The following is a 24,794-nucleotide window of genomic DNA, read 5'->3' on the forward strand; positions in this document are numbered from 1 at the left end:
GATCACTCCGGTTCTGCTAAATCGGCATAAATCTGTTCATACTGGCTGACAATTTTTTGTGAGGAAAATTCATTTTTCAGCATTTCCATTGCCGCCTCTGTAAACCGCTTGCTTAGCTGTTCATCTTCTAAAATATGCATCGCGCAGGCTGTTGCAGCTGCAACATCGCCGACATCCACCAAAAACCCGCTCACATTGTTCTTAATAACCTCCGGGATACCGCCAGTGTTCGTTCCGATACAAGGCACCCCGCAAGCCATCGCTTCAAGCAGGACAAGGCCGAAGCTTTCTTTTTCAGACAGCAGCAGCTTCAAATCACTAATGGAATAAAGCTCCTCAACACGGTCTTGATTTCCAAGCATTAAGACCTGGTTTTCCAATCCATATTTTCTGACAAGCTCACAGGCTGTCGACTTCTCCGGACCGTCTCCGACTAAAAGCAATTTTGCTTTCGTCTTGCCGGCGATATTACGGAATACACGGATGACATCCTGTACACGTTTAACCTTTCTGAAGTTGGACACGTGGATGACAACTTTCTCATCCGGTAAAATACCATGTTTCTCTTTTATCGCCTCTGTATTTTTCTTCAGATACACGCGCTCGTCTATAAAGTTATAAATCGTTTCGATTTTTTTCTCCGGTTTAATTAAATCGTACGTTTCAGCTGCAAGCGCTGAGGAGACAGCGGTTACCCTGTCTGATGCCTCAATGGCAAAACGGATAAGATCTTTTAAGGACGGGTCATACCCTAACACCGTGATATCCGTGCCGTGCAAAGTTGTCACAATGCCGATATTGCGTTTCAGCATCTGCTTTGCAAGATAAGCGCAAACTGCATGCGGGAGAGCGTAATGTGCATGAATAATGTCTAAATTCTCCCGCTCCGCCACCTCAGCAATTTTGCTGGCCAACGACAAATCATACGGAGGATACTTAAAAACAGCATATTGATTAACCTCAACTTCATGAAAATGAATATTGGGGTGATATGTATTCAGTCTAAACGGAATGCTTGACGTGATAAAATGGATTTCATGTCCCTTTTCAGCAAGCTGCTTCCCCAGTTCTGTCGCAATGATACCTGAGCCTCCGACGCTCGGATAGCATGTGATCCCTATTTTAAGTTTTTTCATTGTTCGCCCCCAAGCACATCATGATCGAGCATTAGCATCCGTTTGGAAAAGAAACCTTCGGCATACTCCACACCCGCTTCTTTGCCGTAAAGCTTTTCTCTCGCTTCAATGATCTCGATATAGCCATTTGTCAAAGGCGTTGAAACTGAATTCTTTGAAGGTATAAACTGGCTTTTATAGGCATTGAGGCTTTGTTTCTTTGCCTCTATTGTTTCCGAGATATCAATCACAAAATCAGGCTGATGAAAACCATTTATCATATAGTAGTAAACCTTACTTACTTTATGCGCAGAAAGGCTATTTTTGTCTTTATATTTATGGATTCCGGCGGAAAAAACCGCTTCTTCAACCAGTGCAGCTGCATTTCCGTGATCCGGATGGCGATCCTTTTTATATGGCATAAAGACTGCTTTTGGCCGGCAGGTTCTGATGACACCGACAATCTCCCGAATTGCCTGATCACTCATTATCAGGCCGCGGTCAGGAAGCGTCAGCTGAATTCTTTTATCTGCACCTAATATACGGGCTGCTTCCGCTGCTTCTTCTTTACGTAAACTGACTGTTCCGTTTGAAGAGAGTTCCGCTTCTGTTAAGTCGCATATGATTACTTTTTTTTCCTGTTTGACAAACTTCGCAATTGTGCCGCCCATTCCAATCTCGACATCATCACTGTGGGCACCAAAAGCAAGAACGTCAGTATTATACATTCGGCTCTTCTCCCCGAAGAAGATTGCGGAATTCAAAAGCACCTTCATCAAGTGTGCGGACAAGGATCTCCGCAGTACCCATATTTGTGGCGAGCGGAATGGAATACACATCACATAACCGGATTAATGCCGAGACATCCGGTTCATGCGGCTGCGCGGTCAGCGGGTCGCGCAAAAAGATGACAAGATCGAGTGCATTGGCTGCGATCAGCGCCCCGATTTGCTGGTCTCCCCCTAAAGGGCCGGATTGAAAACGTTCAATGTGAAGACCTGTCGCCTCTTGAATTTTCAACCCTGTTGTTCCGGTTGCGTATAGATCATGATGACTTAAAATATCCCGATAGGCAGTTGTGAATTGAACCATATCCTGTTTTTTCTTGTCATGCGCGATCAGAGCAATTTTCATCATTTATCCCCCTGTCTCATCTAATCAATGATATTTTCCAATCCGTATACAAGCTGATCAATCTTCATGACTTGCTCGACTGACAGTTTAACACCTGACATGAATGAAGCACGGTTATAGGAATCATGGCGGATTTGAAGCGTTTGGCCATCCATGCCGAACATAACCTCCTGGTGAGCAATCAGTCCCGGAAGACGGACGCTGTGTAAACGGATACCATTTTGCTCCGCTCCACGTGCTCCTGGGAGAATTTCTTTTTCATCCGGATGTCCTTGCTGCTTTTCTTTACGAACTTCTGAAATCATTTCCGCTGTTTTAAGCGCCGTTCCGCTTGGTGCGTCAAGCTTCTGGTCATGGTGAAGCTCAATAATCTCAACATCCTCAAAGTAGTTGGCAGCCATTTTTGAAAATTTCATCATTAGCACCGCACCAAGCGCAAAGTTTGGAGCGATGATGGCGCCGATTCCCTTCTCTTCTGTTAAAGAGGTGAGCTCTTTTAAATCTGCTTCGGAGAAACCGGTTGTCCCGACAACTGGACGAACTCCGTGCTCTAATGCAATTTTCGTATGTACTTTTCCGATTTCAGGCGTTGTTAAATCAATCAAGACATCCGGCTGTGTTTCAGTAAAACAGGCGTGGATATCTGTGTATATCAGGGCATCTGAATCAACAGACATCACATCAGATAATTTTTGCTGGTCGTATGTATGATCTATGGCCCCAACAAGGTCAAAATGAGGTGTTCGTTCCGCCAATTTAACAGCTTCCTGCCCCATTCTACCACGCGGTCCTGCAATGACTACTTTAATTGTTTCGTTTGACATCTTGATCTCCTCTACTTTCCTTCTTCTTTTCTGGTCCAGCGATCTTTATCTCTTGTATTAAATTTATGCATGACTCGGTCGTGGGCTTCCTCTAAAGAAATATCCAAAGAGTTGGCTAAACAAACCAGTACAAACAGCACATCTCCCATTTCCTCTTCCATGCTTTTATCATCTTCAGTCGCTTTTTTTGGTTTTTCTCCATAACGATGATTGACTTCCCGGGCAAGCTCGCCCAGTTCTTCAGTCAGCCTCGCCATCATGGCAAGCGGGCTGAAATATCCTTCTTTAAATTGCCCGATGTAACGGTCTACTTCAGCCTGTATATCTTTCATTGTTTTATCACTCACTGCACGAAACCTCCTATCATCCTCTTACATGTTAGCTAATTCAGATACGTTTGACAAATGTTTAAGCACGTTTGCTGTTTTCTTTTTCATTCACTATAATATAAATGCTATCTAATGGAAGGAAAAGGGGTTTTGTGTGATGCTTGGAGAAATTAAATTAAAAAACATATTTTTTATTTTAATCGGAGCGGCGGTTTTTTCATTTGGCTTGGTTCATTTCAATATGCAAAATAATCTGGCTGAGGGCGGTTTTACAGGTATCACACTTTTGCTTTATGCCCTTTTCCACATCAGTCCCTCTATCTCGAACCTGGTTTTGAATATTCCGATCTTTTTTATTGGCTGGCGTTTGCTTGGCAGGACAATGTTTGTTTATACCCTTGTTGGCACTGTAGCCTTGTCCGTGTTCCTCAGCATTTTTCAGCGATATGAAATACATATGCCTCTTCAGCATGACTTAGCGCTCGCTGCTTTATTTGCCGGCGTGTTTATCGGAGCCGGATTGGGCATTATTTTTAAGTATGGCGGTACGACAGGCGGAGTTGATATCATCGCCCGTTTGGTCAATAAGTATTTGGGGATTCCGATGGGCAGAACGATGTTTGCTTTTGATGCTTGCGTCATCATTTTGTCTTTGCTTACTTACCTCTCCTATAAAGAAGCGATGTATACTCTGGTGGCAGTATTTGTAGCGGCAAGGTTAATTGATTTTATTCAGGAAGGCGGATACGCTGCTAAAGGGGCGACCATTATTTCTTCGAAAAATGACCTGATCCAGAAAAAGATTCTTGAAGAGATGGAACGGGGCGTCACCATTTTGAAAGGGCAGGGTTCCTATACAAAAGAGAATATAGATGTCCTTTATTGTGTGGTGCCGAAAAACGAATTGGTGATGCTGAAAAGTGTGATTAACTCCATTGATCCTCATGCCTTTGTAGCGGTAAGCGATGTCCACGATGTGCTCGGAGAAGGATTTACGCTTGATGAAAATAAGAATCCGCTTCCTCGCTGACATGAGAAAAAAGGCGGCTGCTGCCGCCCCTCATGCTTATTTAGGGTAGTCCCGTTTTTTCTGCTTTTTTTTCTCCGCTTTGTATTTTCTGTAGCCGACATAGGAGAGAGCTGTAATGATGATACTGCCGGTTGTGATCATCACCCAGAGTAAAGACGGATCGGCATCATCCTCCTCCACCCTGTCAAAAAGATTTTTTAGATCATGCTGAAGAAGGGACAGCCGTTCAAGCTTCGTGCTCTCAGTCATTTGCTGAAATTCATCTTGCTCAATGACGTCTATATGTTTTCCGACTGTTTCAAGCTGCTCCTCTGATACATCGATTGTAAGACTCGGATAAATCAAGTCATATAAACTGATAAACTCATTCCACTTTTCATGAAAGCTCATGCTTTCATTCTTTTGAACATCCTTCTTCAGTTCAGCAAAGGCTTCCATAATCGGTTTTTCCAATGAGCCCCAAAGCGGATCGGACTGATTGTCAACCGCATCCATCAGCATCCTAAACTGCGCAGCTGCTCTGAGTTTCTGTGTATCAGACGTGTCAGCCTGTTTCAAACTCCGTACCATATCGTTATAGCCCAGCGTGATTTGACGGATTTGGGCTCCGGTTAGTGTGGGGTCTTGCTGTTTTTTTTCAGCGGATTTTAAAGTTTTTTCAAAGTAAGCAAGGACTTGCAGCGCCTCTTCGTATTTCGACTGGCGGGTCATTTGAAAGACCGTATCGGATAAATCATTCAATTCCTCGAGGCTTCCCCGCTCTGCAGCCTTGGCATTTCCATTATAAAAAATAAGAGCAAGCAACAAACAGATCGTCAGCTTTCGTTTCATGCAGGTCCCTCCCACTCTCTCTCCTTACAGAATATGAAGAAAGGGACAAGGATAGACCAACATTGTCCTTACATCAGATCAAGCTTCGTTCGCTTTTTCGAAACGACAAGAAAGTAAGCCAGCCCGATTGAAAAGATGCTCAGCCAAAATGTTCCGTACCCGATGTCAGTCATATAATCTGAAAGCATGGAGTACCGCGGCATCATTCCAAACAAGTAATCAATCACATCGTTATGCAGCGTCCAGACGGCCGCAATTGCAAGATGCCAAAATGAAAAACGAAAATACGGACTGTACAACACCCCTTGGACTGCCATTGCAAAATGCGAGGCAATCAGCATATAGCCCTCCCACGGCAGGTCACCTGTTACAGCCAGCACAAGAACATTCATTACGACCGCCCACAGGCCATACTTTACGAGGGTGACTAGCGCTAGCGCCTCAAACAATCGTACATTCCGTTTCATGATAAAGGCGAGCAGCACAAACAGAAAGAAAAACGTTGCTGTCGGGCTGTCCGGAACAAAAATAAGGTAACGGGCCGGTGTCTCCAGAAGCTGCGGCATGTACCAATAGTATCCGTAAACCGTTCCCAGAAAATTAATGGCTAAGACTAGAATAAGCATCGGCCGCTGTCCTAACACATATTGAAACCATTTCACATCATATCAACTCTCAGTCTGTAAAAAATAATGTGTCCATATAAAAAAGCTGACGCCTGGTCAGCTTTTGATAATAAAAGTATATCCTTCCAATTCACAATTCACAATACGTTATTTTGCGGTTGTTTCAGAAATAAATTTCGCAAGTTCTTCGAGCTGCTTATCATTCCCTTTAAACACACCCGCCGGCATTTGGCCTTTCCCTTCAACAGCAATTTTTTTAATTTCTTCCGGTTTCAGTCCGCTGTCAACCAATGAAGGACCAGCCGCTCCTCCCTGAAGGTTATCCCCATGGCAAGAAATACAGCCCTGCTCCTTAAAAATCTTATATCCCTCTGCACTGGTATCAATGTCAGCTTCTTTTGTGATTTTCCCTTGTTCTTCTGCCTTCGCCCAATCGTGAGTAGCAACTGACTGCCATGTTAAAAACACAGCGGCGGAAATGGCCAGAAGCATCATACCGACAGCGACAGGACGCTTCCACGGCCTTCTTTCTGTTCCTCTGTCAAGGAACGGCGCCAAAAGCAGGGCGCCAAAAGCGAGCCCCGGCATAATCATGGCACCGACCACCGTAAAACTTCCAGCGGCGTATTCATACTTCAACAGCTGGTATAAGAATAGAAAATACCAATCCGGCAGCGGAATATAACCAGTATCAGTCGGGTCCGCCATCCGCTCCAAAGGCGGCTGATGCACAATTGTCAAAACAAGAAAACCGATTAAAAAGACAGCTCCAACCATCCATTCCTTCAACAAGAAATTCGGCCAGAAAGCCTCTGTTTTACCGGGATACTCCGAATAATCCTTTGGTATATTCGGCTTTTTTTCAGCCGGTATCCTTGAGTCGCCTACAAATTTCATCCCTTTGCCCCGGTGCATGTCATCCCCTCCCTTTTATTCGCAGATCAAGAGTTTAAAGCGGTCCTGAAATCCCCTGCTTCCGAATCATAATAAAATGTGCAGCCATCAGCCCGAACAATGCGGCAGGAAGAAAGAATACATGGATCGCAAAAAACCGAGTCAGCGTTTGGGCGCCTACAATATCCGGGTGCCCCGCAAGGAGTGTTTTGACTTGCGTCCCGATCAAAGGCGTGGCTTCAGCGATCTGCAGCCCGACTTTTGTTGCAAACAGAGCCTTCATGTCCCAAGGAAGCAAATAGCCTGTAAAGCCAAGCCCGAGCATGACAAAAAAGATCAGCACACCGACAATCCAGTTCAGCTCGCGCGGCTTTTTATACGCCCCCTGGAAAAAGACCCTCAGCGTATGTAAAAACATCATTACAATGACCAGACTCGCACCCCAGTGGTGCATTCCCCTGACAATCTGGCCGAAAGCCACTTCATTTTGCAGATAATAGACTGATTCCCAGGCATTTTTGATATCAGGCACATAATACATCGTTAAAAACATTCCAGATAACACTTGGATAACGGTTACAAAAAACGTCAGTCCCCCAAAGCAATACACAAACGCAGAGAAATGATGGGCGGGATTTACATGTTCCGGCACTTCGTGATCGGCAATATCCCTCCACATCGGTGTAATATCAAGCCGCTCATCTACCCAATCATAAATTTTGTTCAGCATGTCACCCTTCCCCCTTAGGCTTTGCTTTTCCAAGATACAGGAAGCCGTCTTTTACTTCTTGCTCATAATGATCAAGAGGCGAAAGCGGCGGCGTGCCAGGGACATTGGTGCCGTCCTTTTCATACAGTCCGTAATGGCATGGACAAAAGAATTTATTCGGATTTTTAGGATCACTATTCCAGTTCACCGTACATCCCAAATGTTTACAAATTGGCGAAAGTGCTACAATTTCATCCCCGTTTTTGAAGACCCAGGCTGATCTCGACTCTTCCGACTCATACCAGGCATCGACTTGATTAATTTTGAAATCAAAGCGCTGAGGCTCTTTTGTCAACTCATCTACGCTGACAACCTGAACCATATCCTGCTTTCCAGTCGATTTTAATACCGGGTCGAGTGCAAAGCGAACCATAGGCATGAGCATACTAGCCGCCATAAAACCCCCTACGCCTGTAAGCGTATAATTTAAAAATTGACGTCTGGATATATCATGTTTTCCGCCCATCTCTTCTCCCCCCTCTAGGTCACCCCTGCAAACTGACTAAAATAGAAAATATTACAATAACTCTAGACACCCTCATAATATATGAATCTCTCAGCAAGGTCAATATAGCCAAAATATTGTTCATAAGGAAATGTAAGTGTTTTTATGATGTGCTCCACAACTGTAACAAAACGTTCAAAATTTCAGCAGTGCGTTCATCTAATATTTTTCTTTTTAAAGAGTCATTTAAATGCTCTAACGGAACAGACGGTGTAACAATGATTTTGCCTAACGCATCCTCACGATTCCAACTATCATCAGACGTGAGCATCACAACATGCGGAAATTCTGATATAAGCTCTTCCCACAAATCTTTAAGCCCTTGAACGGTATTTTCATTTCTATCAACATATGTATAAGGGGGCAGTAAATATACCCGTCCCTTTAACTGCCTTTCCAGTTCTTCTGACAGAAGCTGCGTAAATTCGCCTTTCTCCGCAGCCATTTTGAAATGGCTCCCCGCCCTTATGTTAATTAATGGAATGACAGCGGTATCAATGTAATCTTTAGCTTGTAAATAGTCCTTGGCATCAGTGATTCTCCACCTCATTGTTCTCCCCCTTTACGACAGCAAGCCTTGCAATACATTGCAAGGCTGGTTATATTATGTGAGCTGATTCAATTGCCGCGATAATTGTTCAAATGCTTCTTTATCATGACGATCAAGCGCATCGTCAATGTCTTTTAATAATTTTTCTCTTTGGAATGTGGAAATAGCGTGCTCTAAAATTTGTTCAGCCAAGCCCTGATCTTTTTTGTTTTCAAACAGATCCTTCGGAATATGAGGGTTGGACTCCAGCACTGCGGCATACTCAGGAGAGCTGTATGCTGATCGGAAATTAAGCTGGATAAACAAATCCTGCTGTTTATTTAATCGAATATCATGAAAAGATTTTTCCGCGTCGGTTGTCATGACATTCTCTTTATAGAACCGAAACGGAACTTCTTCAACACAATGTGTTGACATGATAATGCCTCTCGGGCAAAATTCTGCCTGCTCTACAAAATGAACCTTCTCCATGAGAGAATCATGGCTCATTAAGTAGTTCAAGATCCAAACGCACTCTCGGCGCTTTAACTGATAATGGTTTAAAAACCAACGGATAAAATCCTTTTTCTCATTGACAGAAACAGGGGTCTGCATGTAATTCCCTCCTCTATCGTTCGTATAATCTATATACTTATATGTTCCACATGAAAGGTGAATATTCCTGCTTATCTAGAAAATTCATCCTCGATTCGCAAAATCGTTTCTTCCAGCTCTTCATTGGCTCCGTCCATTTCCAGAACCTTTTTCAAAAGCGGCAGTGCTTCTTGCTGAAGGCCTTCTTCTAATAGGAAGCTTGCGTATTCATATAAGAAATCTCTGTCCTCCCGGTAGTGAAGAAAGGCAGCCTCAAAGGATTGTTTTGCTTTTTCGTACTGCTCTAATTCGGTATATGCGCTCGCAAGATACCAATTGTATTTCGGATCTTCTTCTCCATAGCCGCGCACCTCTTGAATAAGATCAATGATCTGTTCATAATCCTCTTCTTTATGATACACGGCAAGAAGCGTATGAAGTGCCTCGACGAAACCCGGATCAAGCGCAAGCGCCTCTTGGAGCAGCTTCTTCCCATCTTCTGACTTTCCGATTTTTAAGGCCATTTTTGCAGCATAGAGGAAAAGTTCTTTGTTATATTCATCATATCTGATACCCTCTTTTGCCGTTTCTAATGCCTCTTCATACATTCCTTCAGCTTCATAGCTTTTCGAAAGCGGCATATAAAGTGAAGAATAAGATGGATCCAGCCCTTTTAAATCAGACAGCTGCTTAATCGCTGTTTTAACAAGCCCCGCCTGTAAGGCTGTAAACCCATAGCCGAAAATCGTATTAGGTTCAGGATTCTCATCAACCGCTTTCTCGTACCATGGAATGGCATCTTCAAATTCACCTGAGGCACTTAACGATTCTGCCAATCTTTGATGGACATTAACGCCTCCGATCTCACTCTGCTCCTCAGCCGTTGATTTAAAATATTGAACCGCTTTTGCATAGGCTCCCTGAGTAAAGTAAAGTTCGCCCAGCGCAAAGTCAATAACGGGTTCATTGTCCAGAATGGACTTAGCCTGTAAAAGCTTTTGTTCACTGACTTCGAATAGCCCCTGCATCTGATAAAGATCCGCCATCAGCAGCAAACTTTCCGGATATGATGGATCTGTTTCCGGAATGGTTTCCAGCACAGCGAGAGCTTTTTCTTCTTCGTCAATATCTATTAAAAGTTCAGCGTAAAAATTCGTCAGTTCTGTTTCATTTGGATATAAGTCATGTAAATCACTGATCAGTGATATTGCTTTTTCCACATTGCCCCACTCGTAATAAAGCTGGGCTGCAATGGCTTTATCTTCATCATGCAGCTGTTTTTCGGCCTTCGAGAGAGTATTGAGACCCTTTTCTGTTTCTCCTGCTTCAACTAATTTTATGGCTTCTTGAATCAATGTATTCAAATCGGACCGGTCCTTTCTTTTCCTATACAACATCAACCATACAAAAAAGCTTTATTTGTTCGGGTTAATCTTATCATAATTCAGACGAATGCCCTCGGCAAATAAGATGCTTGCTGTACGGCAGGGAATTATTGAGTCTTATTAGTTTACCAAAAGATCTTGAGATAGAAAATGAAAAAAGGAAGATCGCCCTCTGTACAGTAAAGCAGCTCTCAGACCTGCCGGCTTGTAAGTAAAGCGCATCCCCCCTTTTCGTTTTTCTTTTCCGTCTATAAGACAAGCTATGTTTTTTTGCGTCAAATTATGATTCTTACAGTCAATCTGCATAAAAAAACCTGAAGCAAAAACTTCAGGATTTGTTTGAAAGCTTATTTAAATGCTCGAAGAAGGTTGGATAAGAAACGTGAATGGCATCTGTCTGCTCGATTTCAATTGGCTCCTCTGTTATACAGGAAGCGATGCCAAGCATCATACCGATCCGATGATCCCCATGGCTTGACACAGCTGTGCCGCCTTTCAGTGTTTGTTTTCCATAAACCTTCATTCCATCTGCTGTCGGTTCAATCTCAGCACCTAGCTTACGAAGCTCAGAAACCACGGTATCAATGCGGTTTGTTTCTTTTACTTTAAGCTCTGCCGCGTCCTTAATAACGGTGGTTCCCTCCGCTTGAGTCGCAAGAAGCGCGATGATAGGGATTTCATCAATTAAACGCGGAATGATATCACCACCGATTTCAACTGCTTTTAGAGATGATGTTTTTATGACCAAATCTCCATAAGGCTCTGCACTGCTGTGAGCAGACGGTTTAATCTCAAGTGTTGCCCCCATATTTTGAAGGACGTCAATGATACCTGTCCGAGTCGGATTTAACCCTACGTTTTTCAATACAATGCTGCTGTTTGGAACCATTGCGCCCGCAGCAAGGAAAAACGCCGCTGAAGATATGTCTCCGGGAACAAAAATATCGGCAGCTGTCAGCTTTTGGCCGCCTTCAATGGAAACGCTTGTTTGATCTTCAGAAAGCTTTACGCCAAAAGCCGAAAGCATTCGCTCAGTATGATCCCGAGATTTATGAGGCTCTGTAACGGTTGTTGTACCCTCAGCCTGTAAACCCGCCAGCAAAACAGCAGATTTAATTTGCGCGCTCGCAACAGGTGATACAAAATCAATCCCTTTTAGTGAAGCGCCGCTCACTGACAGCGGTGTAAACTCTCCGCCGGCTCTGCCGTCAATTTTAGCTCCCATTTGCTTCAAAGGCTCCGTTACACGTTTCATCGGACGCTTCGCAATGCTCTCATCTCCAGCTACCGCACTATAAAAAGGGCGGCCTGCCAAAATTCCGAGCATCAGGCGAATCGTTGTACCTGAATTTCCGACATCTAACAGGCTTTCTGGCTCCTTCAGGGAATCGATTCCTTTTCCATGAATCACTACATCGCTGCCGTCTTGCTCAATTTGAACACCCATTTTTCTAAAGCAATCGATCGTGCTCAGACAATCTGCTCCCGGCAGAAAGTTTTTAACAGTTGTTGTGCCTTTCGCCAGCGCACCAAACATGACGGAGCGGTGAGAAATCGATTTATCACCAGGAATGTGTATTTCTCCGTTTAAGGCCTGCACCTTTTCTCTTTTCATCATTTTCCACCTCAATCAGCATAAAAAGTTTCATATTCCGCCCGGGCTTCAATGCATTGTTCAGCCCGTTTGCGGTCGTCATCAGACTGAAAACTGATCCTTAAAATCCCGTTAATATCTTCTCGTGTTTCAATAATGCGGATATTCGTGATACTGATGCGCTCCGCAGCTAAGATAGCCGTTATCTCGGAAATCACACCCGGATGATCGGGAACATCAACGTATAAGTCATAAAACGCAGGTATGGCGCCCTTCTGCCGAAGCGGCAGCCCATCGCGATAATCCTTGGCCGCTTTAAAATAACGAAATAAATTTACCGCATCTTCTTGTTCTACATATGTACGGATCTTCTCAATTTCACAAGTCCACTCATTAAAACGATCCAGAATTTTATCTTTATTATGTAATAGAATATCCCGCCACATTGCCGGACTGCTTGATGCAATCCTTGTAATATCTCTAAACCCGCCGGCAGCAAAGCGCTTAACAAACGGATAAAGCTCTTCCGACTGATGGGTTTGGTGAACAAGGCTTGCTGCGACAATATGCGGAAAATGGCTGATCACGCTTGTCACGCCATCATGCTCTTCCGGCGACATTTCTACAAAGTGGGCATTGGTTCCCTTCAGCAGGTTTTTTAACTGTTCTACAGCTTGTTTGTCCGTTTTCTGGCCTGGCGTTAAAATATAAAATGCATTCTCAAACAGGAACTCCTTCGCAGCTGTCACTCCTGATTTGTGTGAGCCTGCCATCGGATGCCCTCCGACAAATTGATAGCGGCTGGGCAGCACTTGATCAGCGTAATGAACCACTTTTTGCTTTGTGCTCCCTACGTCGGTAATCAAAAGCTGATGTTCAATTCCCGATTGGGCCAGCTCATCAAGCATAAGAAGCGTTTGCGCGACAGGTGTCGCAATAATTACTGTAGCTGCCTCTTTCGCACCGCTAATAAACGAATCAGCACGCTCGTCAATTACACCTAATTTTAATGCGGCTACCACCTGTTCATCAGAGATGTCGATTCCGATAATCCGTTTGCCGGGATGCATTTTTTTGATCGCTAACGCAATCGAACCGCCTATCAATCCGAGACCGGCGAGCAATATTGTATCTTTCATTTGATTCATACGTCATCACCTGGTTTATAGACTAAAGAGGTGATATTTGATCACCTCTTATAAAATTTCAGCTAAAGTTGCAAGAATTTCTTCATTTTGCTCTTTTGTACCGATCGTAATCCGGAGTGAAGTCGGGAAACCTAATGCATTTCCTGACCGGACAATATAGCCTTTTTCCAGCAGAGCCTGAAACAGTTCATCGGCCGGACGGTTAAAGTCAATTAACACAAAATTGGTCTGTGAAGGGTAGCACTTTAAACCATGCGTCTTTGCAAAATCATAATATTGCTGAAGACCTGCATTATTTTGCTCGACACAGGAGGCAATAAACGCTTGGTCATCAAGCGCGGCGATTGCTGCAGCCTGGCCTAGACGGCTCGTGTTAAACGGCTCTCTTGCCGGCTCAATCTGGCGAATCAGGTTCTCGTCAGCAATTCCGTATCCGACTCTGAGCGCTGCCAGACCGTAGGCCTTTGAAAATGTCCGCAAGATCATCAGATTGGAGTATTTGTTTAAAAGCGGCACGGTTTCCGGGTAATCCTCTGCTGTAACATATTCATAATATGCTTCGTCAAGAACCACGAGGACACGAGAAGGAACGCGCTCGAGGAATGCGAGTAATTCCCCTTCTGATGTATAAGTGCCTGTCGGATTATTTGGGCTGCATATCCAAACGATTTGTGTCTGTTCGTCAATCGCTTCAAGCATGGCGTCTAGATCATGTGAGCCGTCAGGACGAAGTGCAACTTCACGAACTTCAGCGCCCTCAATGACCGCATTATGTTTATATTGCGGAAAAGTCGGGGCAGCAGTTATTGTGTTGGTTTTATCGTTTAAAAATGCCCGGCAGATGATCTGAATAATTTCATCTGAACCGTTTCCGAAAATAAGTGATGTTTCGCTGACATTGAGGTGCTCACTGAGCCTTGTCCGTAAAGCAGCGCTATACCCATCAGGATAAAGTGCAAGCTGTTGAATCTCAAGGTGAATCGCCTCTTTTACAGCTTCTGAACAGCCGTACGGATTCTCATTTGAAGCAAGCTTCACAACTTTATCCAAACCATATTCTGATTTCACTGCTTCAATCGGCTTACCGGGCTGATAAGGCTTCAGCTGTTTTAAGTGTTCTTTAATACGCAAATCAGTCACCTCATTTTAAACTGTACAAGCCGCCAAACGCCGTTGCGTAATCTTCAAACTCCTTCAGCGCTTGCTCTCTTGTTTCCACGCTGATGAGCCGGTCCTTCAGTTCTTCTATTTTTCTAACGAGTGCACTCCCCACAACGACACCGTCACTAATTTCATTCATCTTCATGACCTGTTCACGGTTTGATATACCGAACCCTACAGCAACCGGAACAGTGCTAAGATCCTTCACTGTCCGGATGAACGGATACACGGATGAATTAAATTCATTGCGGATACCGGTTACACCTAGAGAAGATACACAGTAGACGAAACCCTCGGCTTGTTCAATAATGGTTTTCAAACGGCTTTCGCTTGTCGGCGCTACCAAAGAAATATACGTTACCTCATGGTCTTTGCATTCCGCTTGAAGGCTGGCGCTTTCTTCTAATGGCAAATCCGGAACAAGCAGTCCGTCAATATGATTTTCCCGCAGTAAAGCGAAAAAGTGTTCTTTGTTCAATTGTAACACAGGATTATAATACGTAAAGAGGATAATCGGAATATACACTCCGTTTTTTTTCATTTTTCCGGCTAATTCGATTGCCTTTACGATATTCATTCCATTATCCAGCGCACGCTTCGAAGCCCGCTGGATCACCGGACCGTCTGCAAGCGGGTCTGAGTATGCAACACCAAGCTCCAGTGCTGTAGCACCCGCTTTTTGGAGAGACTTCGCCAGTTCAATCGAAACCTCAGGCGATGGATCCCCCGCTGTAATAAACGGGATAAACAATTTTTCTGATGCTTGAAGGTCCACTTTAAACATGCGTTTTCACCTCTTTTTCCAATACATCCATTAATGTGTTGACGTCCTTATCTCCCCGTCCTGATAAACAGACCAGGATCACTTGCTCGCGATTCATCTCTTTGGCGAGTTTGAATGCTTTCGCTAACGCATGGGCAGACTCGATTGCCGGCAAAATCCCCTCTTTTTCTGATAAGAGTTTTAAAGCCTTCACTGCTTCTTCATCTGTGATACTGTCATAAGTGACTCGGCCGCTCTTATGCAAATAAGCGTGCTCCGGTCCGATTCCAGGATAGTCGAGTCCTGCTGAAATGGAGTAGGGCTCAATAATTTGCCCGAACTCATCTTGAATAAGATAAGTCAATGAACCGTGTATGACACCTACGGTTCCTTTCGAAATAGTAGCGGCATGAAGAGGGGTATCAATTCCTTTTCCGGCTGCTTCAGCGCCGATCAATTCAACATCTTCATCTAAAAACGCCTGAAATATGCCAATCGCATTGCTTCCTCCGCCAACACACGCCACCACTTTATCAGGCAGAACGCCTTCAATGCGTTTCAGCTGATCCTTCGCTTCCTCTCCGATCATTTTTTGAAATTCACGGACGACCTGCGGATAAGGGTGCGGTCCGACAACTGATCCAATCATGTAAAAATGATCCTCGCAATGCTGAACCCAGTATCGGATCGCCTCATTTGTGGCATCCTTCAATGTGCCGTTTCCGCTTGTTACAGGCACAACCTCCGCTCCAAGAAGCTTCATGCGGAAAACGTTCAAAGATTGGCGGGCAACATCCTCCTCGCCCATAAACACAGTGCAGGAAAAACCGAACTTGGCTGCGACCGTTGCAGCGGCAACGCCGTGCTGTCCGGCGCCGGTTTCAGCAATGATTTTCGTTTTGCCCATTTTTTTTGCAAGCAACGCTTGCCCTAACGCATTATTGATTTTATGTGAACCAGTATGGTTTAAATCTTCACGTTTCAAATAGATTTTCGCGCCGCCTAAATATTCAGTGACTCGATCAGCATATGTTAATGCAGTCGGCCTTCCGGAATAGTCATGTAACAGCTTGTAATATTCATGACGAAAAACAGGATCATCCCTGATCTCTTTAAATGCGGTTTCAACCTCTTCTAACGGCTGCATGAGTGTTTCCGGAACAAATTTCCCGCCAAAATCGCCGTATCTTCCTATTTCATTCGGGTATGGATACATATCGGTTCATCCTTTCTTCTAAAAGCCTCATCAGTTTCTGATCTTTTTGTCCGTTTTTTTCGATTCCGCTGGCAAGATCAATTCCCAGCGGGTGCCATTTCAATAGGTCTGTGATGGTGTCCGGACTCACGCCGCCTGCGATAAAGCAGCGTTTACCTATAGCTGCCCGCTGATATTCCGGCACACAGTCCCAAGAAAAAGAAACACCAGTGCCGCCTCTTTCCCCTTTTACAGATGAATCAATGACAAAACCGTCCACAGCATTTTTAAAGCGAGCTATTTCTTGAGTTGTTTTCTCATGATGATGCAGCGCCTTCCATATTTCACAACCTGTCAGCATACGAAGCGCATCGGCATCCGCCGGTTCCTCATCACCGTGAAGCTGAATGACGTCAAGATTCAAGTCTTCAGCAATGCGTGTCATCGTCTCTATCGACTCATTAACAAAAACACCTGCAACCTGTTTTTCGACATGAAATTGACTCAGCCACTTTTTCACATCTTGCGGAGATACTTTTCGTTTGCTTTCAGCAAAAATAAAGCCCAGATAATCAGCCTGTGAGTCCGCTGCTAGCTGCAGATCCTGCAGTGACCGGATGCCGCAATATTTTAATGCCGGCTTCTTCACATTATCACTCTCCAAACAAAGCATGGATTGCCTTTTGCTGTGATGTTTGTCTCATCAATGATTCACCGATAAGCACAGCTCGTGCCCCTTGTTCTTTGACAAATGTTAAATGTTCTAAAGAACCGATTCCGCTTTCGCTGACAAGCAGTGATTCTTTCGGAACGAGAGATGCGATTTGTTCTGTCTGCTTAATAGATGTTTCAAATGTTTTTAGGTTTCGATTGTTTATGCCGAGAATATCAGGCGTGAACACTTTCAATATTTGTTCTAGCGTGGATGCATCATGAACTTCCACTAACACGTCCAGCTCCTTTTCACCTGCTTCAAGATATAATTCATGGAGGTGTAAGGGATCAAGCACCTCGCCGATTAACAATATGGCATCCGCTCCGATTCTTTTCGATTCCTCCACTTGGAGAGAATCAATAATAAAATCTTTTCTGAGTACCGGAATTGAAACAGTTCGCTTTACGTCTGATAAATAGCTGTTTTCCCCTTGAAAAAACGGGGTGTCTGTTAAAACAGACAGCGCATCTGCCTGCGCAGTTTCATAGTCTGCTGCAATCTGCTCAGGGACAAAATCCTTTTTAATAAGCCCTTTTGACGGCGACGCTTTCTTTACTTCGGCAATCAACCCGATAAACCGATTCGGACTTGCCAGCGCCTCTTTAAAAGAACGTTTTTCGAAAGGCTGCTCTTCCGGCAGAACCAGTGTTTTCACTTCTTCTTTCTTTTGTTTAATGATGTTTTCAAGCATAGATCTCTTCCTCTTTCAGCTTCAGTCGCTCAAGCTGCGCGGCAGCGCCTCCGCTTGTAATTGTCTCTAACGCCAGCTCCGTTCCTTCCTTCAGTGAGGCGGTTATCCCCGCCGTGTATATCGCCGCACCTGCATTTAAAGCAGTAATAGATAAAGCGGAACTGCTGCTTTTATTTTTAAAAATATTCTGAATGAGACAGGCACTCTCTTTCGGTGACTGCACCTGTAAATCTTCAAGTCTGCCATTTGTGAAACCGAACTCTTCGGGTGAAACCGTATATTCACGGCGCTCTCCGTCCTTTAATTCAATCACATCAGTCGGTGCTGTAATTGAAAGCTCATCTAAACCGTCACGGCTTGATACGAACATGACATGCTTCGGCTGAAACGTTTCCAGTGCGCTTGCCATCAGTCTTGCTTTTCCAGCGGAATAAACCCCAATCACCTGACGCTTCGCCTGCAAAGGATTGCTGAGCGGCCCGAGCAGATTAAATACCGTTCTGAATCCTAGTTCTTTTCTAGTACCTGCTACATGTTTCATAGATGAATGATAAAGGGGTGCAAAAAGAAATCCCATGTTGTTAGTTTCAATGCTTCTTTTGACTTTTTCGGGAGTAGTTTGAATTGGAACCTCTAGCTCCTCTAAAACATCAGCGCTTCCGCTTTTAGAAGAGACAGAGCGATTGCCGTGTTTAGCGATTTTCGCACCTGCTGCCGAGGCAACAATTGCCGATGCGGTTGAGATATTAAAAGTGGAAATACCGTCTCCCCCGGTTCCGCAGGTATCAACCACATCAGAAAGTCCATCTACTGTTAGAGCGCGTGCCCGCATCGCTTTCATAAAGCCTGTGAGCTCTTCGGGTGTTTCTCCGCGATGAGCAAGGATAGATAATATACCGCCCATTTCAGAAGGAGTCATTTCCGCTGTCATCATCATATTCATTAGCGATTCAGCATCACCTGCAGTAAGTGTTTTTCCGTCAACGCACAATTGTAGAAATTTGTTCATGAGCTTCATCCTCCTTGCTATGGAACATGTCTTCTGCAATATGAATCGTTTTCAGCAGAGCACCTGCTTTATTACAGCTTTCCTCGTATTCGGCTTCCGGAACAGAATCCGCAACAATGCCAGCACCTGCCTGTATTGATGCAACACCGTTCTTTATGCTCATTGTGCGAATCGTAATACAAGAGTCGATGTTTCCATCAAATCCGATGTAGGCGATGCAGCCACCGTATGTCTCTCTCGGTGTCGGCTCCAGTTCTTGCAAAAGCTGCATAGCACGGATTTTTGGAGCGCCAGTTAACGTTCCCGCCGGGAATGCGGACATCAGTGCATCAACAGGATGGACGCCTTCTTTCAATCGTCCCGTAACTACTGAGATAATGTGCATCACATGCGAAAAGGAGACAATTTTTGTGAACTCAGGCACAGACACAGATCCATACTCTGCCACTCGGCCGATATCGTTCCGGGCTAGATCAACTAACATGTAGTGCTCAGCTTTTTCCTTTTCATCCTTCATCAGCTCAATCTTGAGTTTTTCATCTTCCTCTTTGTCTGCGCCCCGTTTTCTCGTTCCGGCAATCGGATGGATTTCCAAGTGCCCGTCCTGAACGTGGATTAAACGTTCAGGAGAGCTGCCGACGATTTCTCTGTCTTGGAGTTTCATATAATACATGTACGGAGAAGGATTGACGATGCGCAGCACTCTGTATAACTCAAAGGCATCTGCTGCTACCGGAACCTCAAATTTTTGTGACAAAACGCCTTGGAAGATATCTCCCGCTTTTATATATTCTTTGATTTTTTCTACATCAGCCATAAAAGCCGCTTTTTCATAATTAGAAGTGACTGTCTCAAAGCTGGGCGTCTGATATGAATCAGCAGAGAGAAACAGTTCTTTGATGTTTTTTTGATTCATCATTTTTTCAATGAGAACTTGCAGCTCTTGATGACTTTGGTTAAATACATCGATTTTTTCGTTTTCTGTTTCCTGTCCATTGAGCCTTGCATATTGGATAAAGTGGACATTTTTGGTTTCATGATCATACGCAATTAATGTCCGGCAAACAAAAAGCATACACTTTTCCATTTCTGTTTCTTTTGGATGCGGTGGAACAGATGGCTCAATCAGCGGGATCATATCATAGCTTAAGTACCCGACAGCTCCGCCTACAAAAGGAATGCCCAGTTCTGGCGTTTTGATTTTGTACGTGGTCTTCATCCAGTTCAGAACTTCTTTCAGTTCATTTCCTGTGTAAAGAGATCTGCCGTCCTGATCAGCGGCTGAAAAACAGCTATGCTCTTCTTTAATTGTGAGAAATGGATTCAAACCGATAAATGAATATCTTGACCATTTGGATGTATCATCCTTGCTTTCAAGAAGATACGTGATCTCCCTGTCGAGCTTCTCTATCATTTGAATGGGTGTCAGCGTATCGACTGTGAAGGTCTCCACAATCGGTATGGTGTGGTGGGACAAGCTGTCCCGCAAAAACGCAGAAATGTTTGATTGGAAATTCATTGCTCTCACTCCTTATGGCAAGGAGAATGAGAAGATGGCATGAGAGGAAAAAAATGATATAACAAATAAACCCAAAAGAAAGGCTCTTTTGGGTAGAATAAACATACGTGTCTCAGCTCAACTACACTCATTCTCTGCTACCCTATTCTCTAACTCAACTCTTCAATCGCTTTATACACACTCTTGTGTATTTCTAAGCTGTTCCTATCGTATTACAATTCAGTATTTTTTGTCAATGATAAATCAGGTCTTAAAACGACGGCTTTTTCTAAATATACATGTCTGATCTGATCTTGAGGGACATCTGTCTGGACGGTCATCATGACTCTTATGCACTTTTTCAGACCGCCGGTTACGTCCATTTCCTGCATACAGGTTACCGGCACATATTGCCAGCCTGAAAGCTCGCGAACAGCTTTTGCCGGGAAAACGGAGTGCAAATCAGGTGTCGCCGAAAGAAGCATTTGAACAACATCTTCCGGTTTTGTATTGTTTTCTTCTATGATTTTCTCCAGCAGCTGTTTTGTTTTTTGTAAAATTTCTTCTTCAGTATCTTGTTCAACTGTAGTTGCTCCGCGAATTCCGCGAATCATCATGATGTCTCCTCCAATCGCCATTTGTTCAGCCAGCTCTCAAGTTCATTTCTGGAAAATGTGTGATCAGCAACTTTTCCTAGTTCGTTGAGCACGATAAACTGAATCTTCCCGCCGCGGGTTTTTTTATCATTCATCATACGGTCTAAAAGAACCGAAGTTTCCGTCTCTTTTTTGATTTGACTTGGATACCCCAAGCTTTGTAGCCAGCTGACCAGATGGTTTCTATCCATTTCACAGCCAGCAGTTTTTTCGCTTATATATAAAGCAAACTGCATTCCAAGGGCTACAGCATCACCGTGAGTGATCTGTCCGTATCCATATTCCGCTTCAACAGCATGGCCGAGCGTATGTCCGAAGTTTAAGTAAGCTCTGATTCCCTCTTCTTTTTCATCCTGCTGAACGACAGACGCTTTAATTGAAATCCCTTTAAAAATCATGTCATTCAGCTGATCACTAGTGATATCGTTTAGTGAGCGGATGTTCAGCAGCTCTTCCAGAAACGCTCTGTCATAGATAAACGCGTGTTTAATCACTTCTGCCATTCCAGACCGAAGCTCTTTTTCGGGCAGAGAACGCAGGAAATCCGTATCATAGAGCACGGCTTTCGGCTGATAAAACGCACCAATTAGATTTTTTCCGAGCGGATGATTCACAGCTACTTTTCCTCCGACTGCGCTATCATGCGCCAAAAGCGTCGTAGGCATTTGAATGAAATCAATGCCGCGCATAAAAGTGGCAGCCACAAAACCGGCAAGATCTCCTACAACACCGCCTCCGAATGCGATGATGCATGAGGAGCGATCCATATGAAAACGAATCGCTTCACTTTGCAGTTTCGTGTACATGTCCATGGATTTCGCCTGCTCTCCGCTCGGAACCGTCACTTTTTTTACGGGCCATTTTTCTTGGAGCAAATGAAGCATTTCATCACCATACAGGCGGTCCACCTCTTCATCTGTGACAAGCATAATCCGTGTTAAAGGCCTGTTTAGAGAGGTTAATAGATCACAAGCCTCTTTTCTGATGCCCTGACCGATAAAAACAGGATACGACGAGGAAGCGGTTTGAACATGCAGTGTTCTCATTAAAATTCCCTCGACAGTTTTCTCATATTCTCCACATTTTCTCTAATACGGTCGATTTGATCTAAGCCGAATTGTTCAACGACTGCATTCGCAATTTCCCATGCAACAGCAGCTTCAGCTACTACACTTGCTGCAGGCACTGCACAGCTGTCTGACCGTTCAATGCTGGCAGAAAACGGTTCTTTCGTTTCGATATCCACACTCTTCAGCGGTTTATACAATGTCGGAATCGGCTTCATAACTCCGCGGACGATAATCGGCATTCCTGTCGTCATGCCGCCTTCCAGTCCTCCAAGTCTATTGGTGGCGCGAGTATAGCCCTTTTCCTCGTCCCAAATGATTTCGTCATGGACTTCGCTTCCATTTCTGCCGGCCGCTTCAAACCCGATGCCGAATTCCACACCTTTAAATGCGTTAATTGACAGCACCGCAGCAGCAAGCTTGCTGTCCAGCTTGCGGTCATAATGGACGTAGCTGCCAACGCCTACCGGCATTCCCTCGACAATGACTTCTACAATTCCGCCGATAGAATCTCCGTTTGCTTTTGCTTCATCAATGGCAGCCATCATTTTTATGCCTGCTTCTTCATCGTAGCATCTGACCGGAGACTCCTCCGTTACACGCTGCAGGTCTTCAATTGACGTATAATCAGTTTTTTCCGCTTTAACTGCGCCGATTTGCAATACATGGCCCGCCACCTTAATGCCAAGCTCGGAAAGAATTTTTTTAGCAACAGCCCCTGCAGCCACTCTGACAGTGGTTTCCCTTGCTGAAGAGCGCTCAAGCACATTTCTCATATCACGATGATTATATTTAATCGCACCGTTTAAGTCAGCGTGCCCAGGCCTTGGTCTGGAAATTTGGCGTTTCATTTCCTTTTCTTCATCTTCTGTAATCGGAGCCGCACCCATGATTTTTGTCCAGTGTTTCCAATCATTGTTTTCTACTACGAGAGCAATTGGTGAACCAAGTGTACGGGCATGGCGGACACCGCTCATAATTTTGGCCTGGTCTTTTTCGATCTGCATACGGCGGCCGCGGCCATGGCCTTTTTGGCGTCTGGCAAGCTCAAAATTGATATCGTCCTCCGTTATGTAAAGCCCGGCAGGCACACCTTCAATAATAGTTGTCAGTTGGGGGCCGTGTGATTCTCCGGCTGTTAAATATCTCATGACTTCTTCTCCCTTCATCGCATTAACGCTTTTAAGTAAGACTACTATAACATATTTTTCAGCAAAAAGTCAGTCTATCTTTTTTGATAAAAGAATGTATCAGCTGGTGCCAGGCCAAATTTCTCAGGATTGAAGATTTGCTCGGTGCTCCCGACAAACAGTACTCCATTCTTTTTCAGACTATGTGCCATTTTTAAATAAAGCTCTTCCTTTGCGCTTTCTGTAAAATAAATAAATACATTTCGGCACACGATTAAGTCAAAGTCTTGTTCATATCGATCCGCCAGCAGATTGTGCTTTCTAAATGTTATATGCTTTTTGATATCCGGTTTTACTTCATAACTCCCATTTGCATTTTGAGTAAAATAACGATTTTTCACAGATGATGGCACTTCCTGTAAAGACCGCTCCTGGTAAACGCCTTTTTTCGCCTTCTCCAATGCTTTGTCATCAATATCAGTCGCCAGAATCTGAAAACCGGGAAGACCTTTTTGCTGATCCAAAAGCATGGCAAGTGTATAAGGCTCCTCCCCTGTCGAACAGGCGGCACTCCATATCTTTAAAGGCTTAGAATGCTTGATTAACGGCAGAATAGCAGTTTCAAGAACTTCCCATCTTTTATAATTACGATAAAATTCTGAAACATTGATTGTCATTCTGTCCAATGTTTCATTTAAGAGGGCTTGATCCTTTTCCAATGCTGCCGCAAAATCCTTAAAGCTTTGAAACCCCTTTTTCTCATAAAGCGAAGTCAGTCTTCTTTTCATTTGCGCTTCTTTATATAATGTCAAATCGACTCCGGTTAATTGTTTCCACTTCGTTGTAAATACGCTGTATGTATCCATCTCTACTCTCCCAGTCTCGCTGTCTTTTTGTCCTAGTATAGCTTGTTTTATCAGGAAATTGTATTGTTTCAATAAAAAAATCAGCTTTTCAGCTGATTTCAGATCGTCGGGAAAGGCAGAATACAGATGCATACTGCCAATAAACCCTTTATTCACTTCAATGTAAACCTTTACAAAATAAATCGAAAACCGGCGGCGTTACTTGGTGCCGGCTCTGTTGCTTATTTCTCAATGATTAATAGATCCAGCCTGCCATGAGCTGTTGATATGATACTAATTCTTCATTCTTAAAGAAAATGTTAATCTCGCGTTCAGCACTTTCGAGAGAATCAGAGCCGTGAATGATGTTTTTTCCGACAAACATGCCGTAATCTCCCCGAATCGTACCAGGCAAAGCTTCTTTAGGATTTGTCTTTCCGATTAGCTGTCTCGTTACTTCAATGACATTTTCGCCTTCCCAAACCATTGCAAATACAGGTCCTGAAGTAATAAACTCAACGAGCTCTCCGAAGAAAGGCTTCCCTTGATGTTCGGCGTAGTGTTTCTCAGCCATTGGTTCAGTCACTCTCATTAACTTGGCGCCAGCTAATTGTAAGCCCTTACGTTCAAATCTGGATAAAATGTCTCCAATGAGCTGACGTTGGACTCCGTCTGGTTTCACCATGATAAACGTTTTTTCCATCACATTCTCCACCCCATCATTATGTATGTATAGGCTTTCACACTGCTCACCGAA

28 protein-coding genes are annotated in these 24,794 nt (G+C 44.1%); 1 reads left to right on the forward strand and 27 read right to left on the reverse strand.

The features are described 5' to 3' along the window. Positions 1–2 precede the first annotated feature (2 nt). The 5 genes from bshA to MOB98_RS17460 are packed head-to-tail and all read right to left on the reverse strand — an operon-like array spanning position 3 to position 3,420. Positions 3–1,136: an N-acetyl-alpha-D-glucosaminyl L-malate synthase BshA gene (bshA, locus tag MOB98_RS17440; RefSeq protein WP_268360329.1), complete on the reverse strand. Its 1,134-nt coding sequence runs from the start codon at positions 1,134–1,136 to the stop codon at positions 3–5. Beyond that, entirely contained in the window at positions 1,133–1,843 is a 711-nt protein-coding gene (gene bshB1, locus MOB98_RS17445; protein WP_268360328.1) for a bacillithiol biosynthesis deacetylase BshB1, read from the reverse strand. The genes bshA and bshB1 overlap by 4 nt, the downstream gene beginning before the upstream one ends. Continuing rightward, positions 1,836–2,249 carry a methylglyoxal synthase gene (gene mgsA, locus MOB98_RS17450; RefSeq protein ID WP_268360327.1) on the reverse strand — a complete coding sequence of 138 codons (414 nt, stop codon included), beginning with the start codon at positions 2,247–2,249 and terminating at the stop codon, positions 1,836–1,838. The genes bshB1 and mgsA overlap by 8 nt, the downstream gene beginning before the upstream one ends. Before the next feature lie 20 nt (positions 2,250–2,269). Then, positions 2,270–3,073: a 4-hydroxy-tetrahydrodipicolinate reductase gene (gene dapB, locus MOB98_RS17455; RefSeq protein WP_268360326.1), complete on the reverse strand. Its 804-nt coding sequence runs from the start codon at positions 3,071–3,073 to the stop codon at positions 2,270–2,272. Positions 3,074–3,084: 11 nt separating this feature from the next. Then, positions 3,085–3,420 (reverse strand): nucleotide pyrophosphohydrolase, encoded by a 336-nt coding sequence (locus MOB98_RS17460; protein WP_004398044.1) that lies wholly within the window; start codon positions 3,418–3,420, stop codon positions 3,085–3,087. A gap of 139 nt (positions 3,421–3,559) precedes the next feature. On the opposite strand from MOB98_RS17460, the gene MOB98_RS17465 reads away from it, so the two are divergent. After that, the gene (locus MOB98_RS17465) at positions 3,560–4,432 is read left to right on the forward strand and encodes a YitT family protein (protein ID WP_268360325.1); all 873 of its coding nucleotides are present in this window, start codon (positions 3,560–3,562) and stop codon (positions 4,430–4,432) included. Positions 4,433–4,468: 36 nt separating this feature from the next. On the opposite strand, the gene ypjB is transcribed toward MOB98_RS17465, so the two are convergent. The 22 genes from ypjB to ndk form a co-directional block, all read right to left on the reverse strand. Next, on the reverse strand, positions 4,469–5,263 hold the full coding sequence (gene ypjB / locus MOB98_RS17470; protein ID WP_268367307.1) for a sporulation protein YpjB: 795 nt from the start codon (positions 5,261–5,263) through the stop codon (positions 4,469–4,471). 68 nt (positions 5,264–5,331) lie between these two features. Next, the gene (locus MOB98_RS17475; protein ID WP_268360324.1) at positions 5,332–5,925 is read right to left on the reverse strand and encodes a DUF1405 domain-containing protein; all 594 of its coding nucleotides are present in this window, start codon (positions 5,923–5,925) and stop codon (positions 5,332–5,334) included. A gap of 111 nt (positions 5,926–6,036) precedes the next feature. Then, positions 6,037–6,804, reverse strand: a complete 768-nt coding sequence (locus MOB98_RS17480; protein WP_268360323.1) for a c-type cytochrome — start codon at positions 6,802–6,804, stop codon at positions 6,037–6,039. 34 nt (positions 6,805–6,838) lie between these two features. Then, a complete protein-coding gene (qcrB, locus tag MOB98_RS17485) occupies positions 6,839–7,513 on the reverse strand; it encodes a menaquinol-cytochrome c reductase cytochrome b subunit (RefSeq protein WP_003225560.1) in 675 nt (224 codons plus the stop codon). A 1-nt stretch (position 7,514) separates the two neighbouring features. Continuing rightward, positions 7,515–8,018 carry a ubiquinol-cytochrome c reductase iron-sulfur subunit gene (locus tag MOB98_RS17490; RefSeq protein ID WP_004398062.1) on the reverse strand — a complete coding sequence of 168 codons (504 nt, stop codon included), beginning with the start codon at positions 8,016–8,018 and terminating at the stop codon, positions 7,515–7,517. A gap of 142 nt (positions 8,019–8,160) precedes the next feature. After that, on the reverse strand, positions 8,161–8,607 hold the full coding sequence (locus tag MOB98_RS17495) for a YpiF family protein (RefSeq protein ID WP_268360322.1): 447 nt from the start codon (positions 8,605–8,607) through the stop codon (positions 8,161–8,163). A 54-nt stretch (positions 8,608–8,661) separates the two neighbouring features. Further along, the gene (locus MOB98_RS17500; RefSeq protein WP_003225551.1) at positions 8,662–9,201 is read right to left on the reverse strand and encodes a ReoY family proteolytic degradation factor; all 540 of its coding nucleotides are present in this window, start codon (positions 9,199–9,201) and stop codon (positions 8,662–8,664) included. Between the two features lie 71 nt (positions 9,202–9,272). Next, the gene (locus MOB98_RS17505; RefSeq protein WP_268360321.1) at positions 9,273–10,544 is read right to left on the reverse strand and encodes a tetratricopeptide repeat protein; all 1,272 of its coding nucleotides are present in this window, start codon (positions 10,542–10,544) and stop codon (positions 9,273–9,275) included. 349 nt (positions 10,545–10,893) lie between these two features. Next, on the reverse strand, positions 10,894–12,180 hold the full coding sequence (gene aroA / locus MOB98_RS17510; RefSeq protein WP_268360320.1) for a 3-phosphoshikimate 1-carboxyvinyltransferase: 1,287 nt from the start codon (positions 12,178–12,180) through the stop codon (positions 10,894–10,896). Between the two features lie 11 nt (positions 12,181–12,191). Continuing rightward, positions 12,192–13,307: a prephenate dehydrogenase gene (locus tag MOB98_RS17515; protein WP_268360319.1), complete on the reverse strand. Its 1,116-nt coding sequence runs from the start codon at positions 13,305–13,307 to the stop codon at positions 12,192–12,194. Positions 13,308–13,355: 48 nt separating this feature from the next. Continuing rightward, positions 13,356–14,438 carry a histidinol-phosphate transaminase gene (gene hisC, locus MOB98_RS17520; protein WP_268360318.1) on the reverse strand — a complete coding sequence of 361 codons (1,083 nt, stop codon included), beginning with the start codon at positions 14,436–14,438 and terminating at the stop codon, positions 13,356–13,358. A gap of 10 nt (positions 14,439–14,448) precedes the next feature. Continuing rightward, positions 14,449–15,252, reverse strand: coding sequence for a tryptophan synthase subunit alpha (gene trpA, locus MOB98_RS17525; RefSeq protein WP_268360317.1), 804 nt, complete (start codon positions 15,250–15,252; stop codon positions 14,449–14,451). Further along, the gene (trpB, locus tag MOB98_RS17530; protein ID WP_268360316.1) at positions 15,245–16,447 is read right to left on the reverse strand and encodes a tryptophan synthase subunit beta; all 1,203 of its coding nucleotides are present in this window, start codon (positions 16,445–16,447) and stop codon (positions 15,245–15,247) included. Before trpB ends, trpA begins: the two co-directional genes overlap by 8 nt. After that, entirely contained in the window at positions 16,428–17,075 is a 648-nt protein-coding gene (locus MOB98_RS17535) for a phosphoribosylanthranilate isomerase (protein ID WP_268360315.1), read from the reverse strand. The genes trpB and MOB98_RS17535 overlap by 20 nt, the downstream gene beginning before the upstream one ends. 4 nt (positions 17,076–17,079) lie before the next feature. Further along, positions 17,080–17,832 carry an indole-3-glycerol phosphate synthase TrpC gene (gene trpC / locus MOB98_RS17540; RefSeq protein WP_268360314.1) on the reverse strand — a complete coding sequence of 251 codons (753 nt, stop codon included), beginning with the start codon at positions 17,830–17,832 and terminating at the stop codon, positions 17,080–17,082. Further along, positions 17,825–18,841 (reverse strand): anthranilate phosphoribosyltransferase, encoded by a 1,017-nt coding sequence (trpD, locus tag MOB98_RS17545; RefSeq protein ID WP_268360313.1) that lies wholly within the window; start codon positions 18,839–18,841, stop codon positions 17,825–17,827. Before trpD ends, trpC begins: the two co-directional genes overlap by 8 nt. Further along, a complete protein-coding gene (trpE, locus tag MOB98_RS17550; RefSeq protein ID WP_268360312.1) occupies positions 18,813–20,360 on the reverse strand; it encodes an anthranilate synthase component I in 1,548 nt (515 codons plus the stop codon). The genes trpD and trpE overlap by 29 nt, the downstream gene beginning before the upstream one ends. A 212-nt stretch (positions 20,361–20,572) precedes the next feature. Continuing rightward, entirely contained in the window at positions 20,573–20,956 is a 384-nt protein-coding gene (gene aroH / locus MOB98_RS17555; protein ID WP_268362822.1) for a chorismate mutase, read from the reverse strand. Next, complete coding sequence (gene aroB / locus MOB98_RS17560; protein WP_268362823.1) at positions 20,953–22,041, reverse strand: 3-dehydroquinate synthase; 1,089 nt, start codon at positions 22,039–22,041, stop codon at positions 20,953–20,955. Before aroB ends, aroH begins: the two co-directional genes overlap by 4 nt. Beyond that, on the reverse strand, positions 22,041–23,213 hold the full coding sequence (gene aroC / locus MOB98_RS17565; RefSeq protein WP_268362825.1) for a chorismate synthase: 1,173 nt from the start codon (positions 23,211–23,213) through the stop codon (positions 22,041–22,043). The genes aroB and aroC overlap by 1 nt, the downstream gene beginning before the upstream one ends. 74 nt (positions 23,214–23,287) lie before the next feature. Then, positions 23,288–24,058: a protein-glutamate O-methyltransferase CheR gene (gene cheR / locus MOB98_RS17570; protein WP_268362826.1), complete on the reverse strand. Its 771-nt coding sequence runs from the start codon at positions 24,056–24,058 to the stop codon at positions 23,288–23,290. Between the two features lie 235 nt (positions 24,059–24,293). Continuing rightward, positions 24,294–24,743: a nucleoside-diphosphate kinase gene (gene ndk, locus MOB98_RS17575; RefSeq protein WP_079287909.1), complete on the reverse strand. Its 450-nt coding sequence runs from the start codon at positions 24,741–24,743 to the stop codon at positions 24,294–24,296. Positions 24,744–24,794 lie beyond the last annotated feature (51 nt).

Source organism: Bacillus sp. N13C7 (genome assembly GCF_026790065.1).
GTDB lineage: Bacteria > Bacillota > Bacilli > Bacillales > Bacillaceae > Bacillus.

Bases quoted from the DNA above. Each gene is read 5' to 3' on its own strand.
- bshA (WP_268360329.1), bottom strand. From the start codon at position 1,136: ATGAAAAAACTTAAAATAGGGATCACATGCTATCCGAGCGTCGGAGGC.
- bshB1 (WP_268360328.1), bottom strand. From the start codon at position 1,843: ATGTATAATACTGACGTTCTTGCTTTTGGTGCCCACAGTGATGATGTC.
- mgsA (WP_268360327.1), bottom strand. From the start codon at position 2,249: ATGAAAATTGCTCTGATCGCGCATGACAAGAAAAAACAGGATATGGTT.
- dapB (WP_268360326.1), bottom strand. From the start codon at position 3,073: ATGTCAAACGAAACAATTAAAGTAGTCATTGCAGGACCGCGTGGTAGA.
- MOB98_RS17465 (WP_268360325.1), top strand. From the start codon at position 3,560: ATGCTTGGAGAAATTAAATTAAAAAACATATTTTTTATTTTAATCGGA.
- ypjB (WP_268367307.1), bottom strand. From the start codon at position 5,263: ATGAAACGAAAGCTGACGATCTGTTTGTTGCTTGCTCTTATTTTTTAT.
- MOB98_RS17480 (WP_268360323.1), bottom strand. From the start codon at position 6,804: ATGCACCGGGGCAAAGGGATGAAATTTGTAGGCGACTCAAGGATACCG.
- qcrB (WP_003225560.1), bottom strand. From the start codon at position 7,513: ATGCTGAACAAAATTTATGATTGGGTAGATGAGCGGCTTGATATTACA.
- MOB98_RS17490 (WP_004398062.1), bottom strand. From the start codon at position 8,018: ATGGGCGGAAAACATGATATATCCAGACGTCAATTTTTAAATTATACG.
- MOB98_RS17495 (WP_268360322.1), bottom strand. From the start codon at position 8,607: ATGAGGTGGAGAATCACTGATGCCAAGGACTATTTACAAGCTAAAGAT.
- MOB98_RS17500 (WP_003225551.1), bottom strand. From the start codon at position 9,201: ATGCAGACCCCTGTTTCTGTCAATGAGAAAAAGGATTTTATCCGTTGG.
- aroA (WP_268360320.1), bottom strand. From the start codon at position 12,180: ATGAAAAGAGAAAAGGTGCAGGCCTTAAACGGAGAAATACACATTCCT.
- MOB98_RS17515 (WP_268360319.1), bottom strand. From the start codon at position 13,307: ATGAATCAAATGAAAGATACAATATTGCTCGCCGGTCTCGGATTGATA.
- trpA (WP_268360317.1), bottom strand. From the start codon at position 15,252: ATGTTTAAAGTGGACCTTCAAGCATCAGAAAAATTGTTTATCCCGTTT.
- trpB (WP_268360316.1), bottom strand. From the start codon at position 16,447: ATGTATCCATACCCGAATGAAATAGGAAGATACGGCGATTTTGGCGGG.
- trpC (WP_268360314.1), bottom strand. From the start codon at position 17,832: ATGCTTGAAAACATCATTAAACAAAAGAAAGAAGAAGTGAAAACACTG.
- trpD (WP_268360313.1), bottom strand. From the start codon at position 18,841: ATGAACAAATTTCTACAATTGTGCGTTGACGGAAAAACACTTACTGCA.
- trpE (WP_268360312.1), bottom strand. From the start codon at position 20,360: ATGAATTTCCAATCAAACATTTCTGCGTTTTTGCGGGACAGCTTGTCC.
- aroH (WP_268362822.1), bottom strand. From the start codon at position 20,956: ATGATGATTCGCGGAATTCGCGGAGCAACTACAGTTGAACAAGATACT.
- aroB (WP_268362823.1), bottom strand. From the start codon at position 22,041: ATGAGAACACTGCATGTTCAAACCGCTTCCTCGTCGTATCCTGTTTTT.
- aroC (WP_268362825.1), bottom strand. From the start codon at position 23,213: ATGAGATATTTAACAGCCGGAGAATCACACGGCCCCCAACTGACAACT.
- cheR (WP_268362826.1), bottom strand. From the start codon at position 24,058: ATGGATACATACAGCGTATTTACAACGAAGTGGAAACAATTAACCGGA.